This window comes from Aliikangiella maris, assembly GCF_040719265.1.
GTDB classification, from domain to species: domain Bacteria; phylum Pseudomonadota; class Gammaproteobacteria; order Enterobacterales; family Kangiellaceae; genus Aliikangiella; species Aliikangiella maris.
Genome location: NZ_JBFDAH010000027.1, coordinates 1 through 7,132, shown reverse-complemented (window position 1 = coordinate 7,132; position 7,132 = coordinate 1). Strand labels below are relative to the sequence as shown.

Here is a 7,132-nt window from a genome sequence, read left to right as displayed (position 1 = left end):
GTTTTAATTCCTCTGACATTAGTCGTTTGAAAATTTGAAGGATGACTGGAAAATATTTTGAAATGGATTTTTTGTATTATCAGTAAATGCTAATCTTAAAATTTAAGCACGCTACCGCCAATTGCATCGCATTAAGTAGATACAAATGATTAATAAACTTATTTTAATGCAATTGAGTTTTTAGCAATCTCAATTTAAAGGGCTTTCTATTTATTCATAACAAACAGACACACCACACAGTACTTAATAGCCAGATCGGTATTAGTCTCTTTTCCGGCTAAAGCTCAATAAACATCTATGTTTAAGCATTCTTTTATTGACTGTTTTTTGTTTTGGCTACTATGCGCACTAACAGAAGTAATCAACTGCCTAGAGTCAACAGAGTAAATAGCAAGATCAACCAGACAACAGTCATTCGACCTAGCATTCATTCTAAGTAGCGCTTTACAACAAACATTATGCAACCAATAACATTTAAAATTTAAAAACATCCATCATTTGAAATGCTTAATCCTAAACTCAAGGTGCACGGCACTACAGAAGCTGTGTTCAACAGCCTCTTTTGTCAACTAAGACAAACCAGGTAATTTTTTACAGAAACAAGTTGTTAGTCGTTACTTTTTTCTTTATTAATATTCTTTCTTTATTATCATTCTTTCTTTATTAATATTTGTTTTTTCTTATCTAACTTTTTTACTCAAATAAAAATGAGCAAAACAAACTGTTATTTTAATTTTAAGAAATATCAACTAAGAAAACTATCAAACACCCGTGACAAGTCAATTGACAGCATTTCAACGTCACCAACATTTCACATAAACTCTATTTTTTAACACGTTAAAATCAATCTCAAGCCAGATACAAGCAACGACTTTTCAACAGAAAAGCAACCCAAAAAGAACTCCACATCAGGAGAGCTCAATTTGAGATCAATATTTTTTGAGATCAATTATTTTTTAATTAGACTTAAGCCAAACCCTAACAAGCAATAGAAATGATTAATTAGATTTTAGTTTCATTATTCTTCCAAAGATTTCCCTTAAATTATCAAACAGCTTTTTGTCAGTCACTTGTTATATTTTTACTAAAGCTTTTATCTATCTCTTTTAATTTTTTATTTTTATCTCACTTGTTCTTCTATCAATAAATTACCACACTATATGTGGCGATAAAAACATCATTATTAACTAAATGAGTTTTTATCTACAATTGAAAATATTGTAATTTTAAGTCAACATCAATTGTCTTTTGTTAAAATTTTATATGACGTAAAAGTTATTTTCTAATAATAAGACAACAGTTAAAACACTTATATTTTTATGGTTATTTTTATGAAAAATTTTTAACAACAACTGTTCATCAATCACCACCACCTCTGTTATATTTATTTTGCTATAGCCAAAATAAATATTTAAAAATTTCTAATTGAGATTTATTTAGTTGTAAACCACAAACTTCGGAAAAAGCCACAAACAACCATTAACATTATTTATTTTATGGATATATAGTCAGATAATTAACTTACTGACAGGCACAAACAGTCTCACTCAAATACTCTCAACTACTTCTAAAGATATAAAAATTCATCTTAATAGATAATATTTTTTTCTAATAAATTAACTATCTAGCACAGCCACCACCCAGCCATAACAGCCAAGAATCCCCGCTATACTTAATTTATCTCTAAAAGTAATTATTAAAAACTTGAATTGAGATTTTAATTTAAATGTGCGTGACTCTTGATTGATATCTCTTAGCAAAAATACTAACAGACGGATATTAAACCATTTTAAATTTATGGTTATATCCTACATATTTTAATCGCTTTTACGTGCGTCAGCCGATTATTTAATGAGGATAAAGAAAGATATAACGAGAGAAAACTAATTACATTTGAAAGGTTCTAAAGCTAGTAAGCTATTCACTTTCAACATACAACCTGAGCATATCTTTATGAACAAAAGAAACAGACCAACTTTTACAGCCGAATTTCGTTTAGAAGCTGCGCAATTAGTCACAGAAAAAGGTTATTCAATTCGTGAAGCAGCTAACGCCATGGGTATTGGTAAATCAACCATTTCCCCCAATAGTCAGCTAACCAGTAAGGCTTTAACAATGGCTTTTGAGATGAGAGGTCGTCCTAAAGATTTGATGTTTCACTCCGATCAAGGAAGTCACTATACCAGTCTTCAGTTTCGTCAATTAATTTGGCGTTATCAAATGAAGCAAAGCATGAGTCGACGAGGAAATTGTTGGGATAATAGTCCAATGGAAAGATTTTTTCGAAGCTATAAAACCGAATGGATGTCAACTATTGGTTATCAATCGATTGTTGAAGCCGAGCATTCGATTGTTAATTACATTTTACGTTATTATAACTCTGTTAGACCACATACTTTTAATAACGGCTTAACACCAAACATAGCGGAAGATATTTATTGGAAAAACTCTAAATCTGTGGCCAAAGTTACTTGACCACCACATTGTAATCCTTTCCTTTTTTTTTCAGGATCGACGTGATGCAGCTCAAACATTCTACTAAATGTACCAAAACGGTTTAGCATCTCTTTGACACTCATACCACAAACGGAGCACTTGTTACCTTTATATTTATAAAGTTGAGCTTTTGAATTCAATTAATGTTCCCTAATATTAGTCCTAAACAACCGTGTTTTCGATTTGCCAATATTTTGAATCACGTTTATTGAAGGCTGGTCGAGTCCCCTCCAAAACATCAAGAATTTTTGTGTTCATTTCCGGATTTTCAATTGATCCAGTGGAATAGACAACTTCGTTGCCCTGATCTTTATGAATTTTTGCATGTATGATTTGATCTGCATCACAAACAACAGCAAGGTTTGGATTATGCGTGACAAGAATAATCTGTCGCCTTTTTTTCGCATCTTTTACGCACGGAACAAGCGTATTAAAGACCGTCTGATTATCAAGATTTTCTTCTGGTTGATCTATTACAAGGGGGATGTCGTTCTGATCCAAAATCAGGTAAAAGATAAGAAGAAGGTTTCCACGCTCACCAGGAGAAAGCTGACCTAACTCTTTATCGTCCCATTTCAAACTGTAAAATGGGTTTAAGTACTCCAGAGAGAAAATATAATTGTACAGGTCTTCAACAGTACCGCCTTTGACAAGCTGGTTTTTGACGCTGTTGGGCTTGTCATTATGACTTTCAAGAGCTTTAATGATCAATTCTAAAAATAGACCTACGTCACCAACAGAATCAAAATTCGTCTTATCCAGAAACTCCGTTACTTTTTCAGTCCCTTCTCTCATCCCACTAAAACTACCCGATCTATTCTGATTGATTTTTTTCAAAAACTCTTCTGTAAATCTGCTTTCTGATATTGCAACATCAAACTTAATTCTGAAATTTTTAACATTATCTATGGGGTAACCATCAAGATAGTCCTGTACCGAGCCGTAATATCTAGCGTAATGCTCGCGCAATTGTACTTTTTCTCGATATATTCCCAAGGATTTTTCATGCCTTTTCTGGCAAAGCTCGCTTTTTTGTGCAGGGTAGATATTTCTAATCTTCTCGATTTGATCTTCGTAATATTTTTGTGAACCAATAGTGACAGCATCGCCAATGATTTCATCTTTCCTTGACTGCCATAGCTGAAGATCTTCTAAGTATTTTTGGTACTTCTTCTGAGGCTCACTCAACTTTTCGTTCAAAGAAGCTATATCCGTAAGTAGAATGTCGCGCTTTGCAGCTAGGCTGTCTTCTTTTCGAGCGTCGATGCTTTCTGAAATGTCTTTCCTGGATTTACGAACAGAAATTAATCTACGATCTAACTCTTCCTTATCGATCTTAAGTTTTGCGACGTCATCAACATTAATTTTTAGCAGATTAAACTCCTCTGCCAGTTCACCAAGTGCCGATTCAACATAGCTTTCTATATTATCCAATTGCTTATCAATTTTTTCTAAGCTTGCTTCTTCTCTGGCATACGCCCCGTCTTGTTGGTTAGCTTCACTAATTTTATTATCTATACTCACTAACTCTTGCTTCTTACTATCTAAAGTAACTTGATCATCATTGGGTTTCGGCTCATTTTCTTCTTCAGGTTTAGGAGCTGGTGTAGGCTTCACATTATCACTATTATGTGCTTCCAACTCTTCGTTTTTAACCTTTAAGTGAGCCTGTAGTTCTCTTAAATGCTCATCTGAAAGTTTCCCTTCCAACTCGGCAATATCTCGATTTATCGCTTTGATTTCACTCACAAGCTGGTCAATTCGGTTTTCCACTTCTTTGTCACGGTGTTTAAGCAAGCTATCAAGATCATCAAAATCTAATCTATCTGATTTTTTTATACGTGAGAAAATTACGGACTTCAACTCCGAATAAAAAGCACTTTCTTCGCTCAACCCGACTTCAGAGCAAATATCTTCGAGGTAACTTTGAGGGATATACTTTATTCTTTCGGAGCTTGAGGCATCATGGCTCTCAACCAACGTATCTACTTTAGTTTTCTTTGTGTCATTCCAAGTCATTTCGGCCTGAAAGTCTTGCGCCTTGCCACGCTTTTTATGTGAAAATTTCTTGTCGTTTAGAAAGCTGAATTTATCGTATCTTTTAGTATTGCCAAGCAAGCCAATAATGTCAGCGAGCGCACTTTTACCACTGCCTTTATTTCCGATAATAGCAACCATCCCACTATTAATTGGTAAGTCGAAATTGAACCACTTTTCTTCGGTTTTACTATCCTCCCGCTTTTTTACAGAAACAGAGTGGATAACCTTCGTCGGATGCTGGTTAACTCGTTTCAGACTTTCAGGTATCTGGCCTATATGAACTCGCCCTTCCGGTTCATTAACGATTTGCTTTAATCCCTGAAAGGTTGGATCAGTCTTTATCCAGCAAAACTTATCTATAGCCGCCGATTTCTCGTTGCGAAGTTTTCCAACAGGATAGCCATGATCATGAGAGTCGCTACCTTTAATACAAGGTTTTTTATCTTTAAACCAGGTTTCAAACTCTTCTTGCGAAAACCTTGGCTCCCCTTTCTTATCGAGAGGCGACTTCCAATGAAAAAAATCTATCTGTGCTTGGCGGGAAGAACCAAGAATATCGCTATTTTTGATAAAGTTTTCTTTTATCCATCCGTCAGATTTTGGATCAATTTCATCAATTCCGCCATATTCATCATATGGGAGCCATACAAGGTAATTACTTTTAAATTTTTCATCCTTAGAGAGCGCTTTAAGAACTTCCTTAAAGGAAACCTTCTTCTCTGCAAGTTTTAATTTATCGCCGTAATCTGCGCCAATAATCGCATCATTCGATTGCAAAGATTTTATAAAGGATTCGATATCATCAATTTTTAGCTTTCTCGGATCATTATTAAATATGATGTGAAAGTTAAAGTGCCTGACACCTTTGGTTTCGTTATGTTTATTTTGAAGTGAGTCCGTCATTCGCATCTCAACTACTGGAAATAATACTTTTCCTTGTAAATCCAAATCTCCAGATTCAACGCTTTGAACCAACTTCTTGTACCCAGCAACACAAAAATAATCATTTACACCAATAACATCGCACTCAGCAGATTTTATCTGCTCTATAAACTGTTCCCACGTTCCGGTATAGCCGGACGAATACGGCGAGTGGACATGCAAATCCCATTTTCGCCATTCAGAACCTCTTGGGAATATTGTCATCGCTTTGTGTTCCCTCTATTAAAATTTGTATTTCTATGGACACTATTCTTTTTGGTAGATGCCCGCTTTGTGTCGAAAACAGACCAACCGCGTATTGCTTCATTCCAAAAGTCCGAATAAAAACCTCTTAGCAATAATCTATGAGATATCACTTTTAAATAGCAGGATGCGTTCTCTCATAAACCTTCTGCAACTGTTCAATCGCAACATGCGTATAGATCTGCGTCGTCGATAGATCAGAGTGCCCCAAAAGCTCTTGAACATATCGAATATCAGCACCAGCGTTTAACATGGAAGTTGCGACGGCATGACGAAATAAGTGGCAGGCACCGGGTTTATCAATACCGGCTCTACGAACATACTTGCCAACCATCTGACCAATTTGGTCAGGCTTCATGGGGTTTCCACTGGCAGTGATGAATAAATAATCCTCGGAAAGCAGTGTAGCTAATTTAGGCCGGATCTCAAACAAATACCGATTAATCCATTCCCCAGCTCGATTATTGATTGGAATACGGCGATCTTTGAGGCCTTTCCCTTCAACTATCTGTAGCAGAAACTTGTCCAGCTCCAAATGAGATAATCTTAAACGAGCTACCTCAGAGCGCCGAATTGCAGAGGCGTAGAGAAGCTCTAGTATCGCTCTATCTCGAATACCGATTAGGTCTTTTCTCAAGGTTGGTAATACAAAAATACTTTCAATTTCCTTTGGAGATAGCACAACCCTCGGTATGCCCTTTTTGCAGCGCGGCATCTCAAAGCTCTCAAACTCACCATTAGTAATAACACGACGACAATACAGTCGGCGTAAGAACAGCTTTAAATCGGTTAGAAATTTATATTGGGTATTAATCGATAAAGGTTTGCCATCACTTTTCTTTTTCGAATGATGCAAAAATTGACGGTAGTCTTCCATGACATCCAAATCAATTTCTTGAGGTGACCGTATTTTTTCGGTCAAACACCAACTATCGAACCGCTCCAATGACTGACGTTTTAATTTAATCGTACTCGGTGTCATATTCCTTGCAATACAATCATCGAGGTAAAAGTTAATCGCTGTAATTGCTCAAAAAGCGGGGGCATTTAGACTTTACGGTGAGTTTACTATGAATTCACATAGTTGAGGTATTTTTCCTAACTTTTTTATACGATCTTCTAAGTAATGCCAAAATGAAATGCCATGACGCTNGTAATTGCTCAAAAAGCGGGGGCATTTAGACTTTACGGTGAGTTTACTATGAATTCACATAGTTGAGGTATTTTTCCTAACTTTTTTATACGATCTTCTAAGTAATGCCAAAATGAAATGCCATGACGCTGACAGGTTTTCTTAAGTGATAAAAATGTATCAAGAGAATCTCGACCATTATCGCTTTTTGTGCATCCACTAATTTTTCGACGCTTAACAAACTCACGAATATCCGACTCGCTCAAGTTATTATGAAGT

At 35.6% G+C, this 7,132-nt stretch carries 2 protein-coding genes and 2 pseudogenes; 1 reads left to right on the top strand and 3 read right to left on the bottom strand.

Features of this window, described 5'->3' with window-relative positions:
* Positions 1-2,073: 2,073 nt before the first annotated feature.
* Positions 2,074-2,475, top strand: a pseudogene (locus tag ABVT42_RS18535) (integrase core domain-containing protein); the annotation flags it as partial.
* Positions 2,476-2,658: 183 nt separating this feature from the next.
* Here the strand turns inward: ABVT42_RS18535 and ABVT42_RS18530 are convergent.
* From ABVT42_RS18530 to ABVT42_RS18520, 3 genes and pseudogenes are all read right to left on the bottom strand, one after another.
* Complete coding sequence (locus tag ABVT42_RS18530; protein WP_353897374.1) at positions 2,659-5,682, bottom strand: TrlF family AAA-like ATPase; 3,024 nt, start codon at positions 5,680-5,682, stop codon at positions 2,659-2,661.
* Between the two features lie 154 nt (positions 5,683-5,836).
* Positions 5,837-6,703, bottom strand: coding sequence for a tyrosine-type recombinase/integrase (locus ABVT42_RS18525; protein WP_353897375.1), 867 nt, complete (start codon positions 6,701-6,703; stop codon positions 5,837-5,839).
* A 203-nt stretch (positions 6,704-6,906) separates the two neighbouring features.
* Positions 6,907-7,132 (bottom strand): annotated as a pseudogene (locus ABVT42_RS18520) (IS66 family transposase); the annotation flags it as partial.

Bases quoted from the DNA above. Each gene is read 5' to 3' on its own strand.
- ABVT42_RS18530 (WP_353897374.1), bottom strand. From the start codon at position 5,682: ATGACAATATTCCCAAGAGGTTCTGAATGGCGAAAATGGGATTTGCAT.
- ABVT42_RS18525 (WP_353897375.1), bottom strand. From the start codon at position 6,703: ATGACACCGAGTACGATTAAATTAAAACGTCAGTCATTGGAGCGGTTC.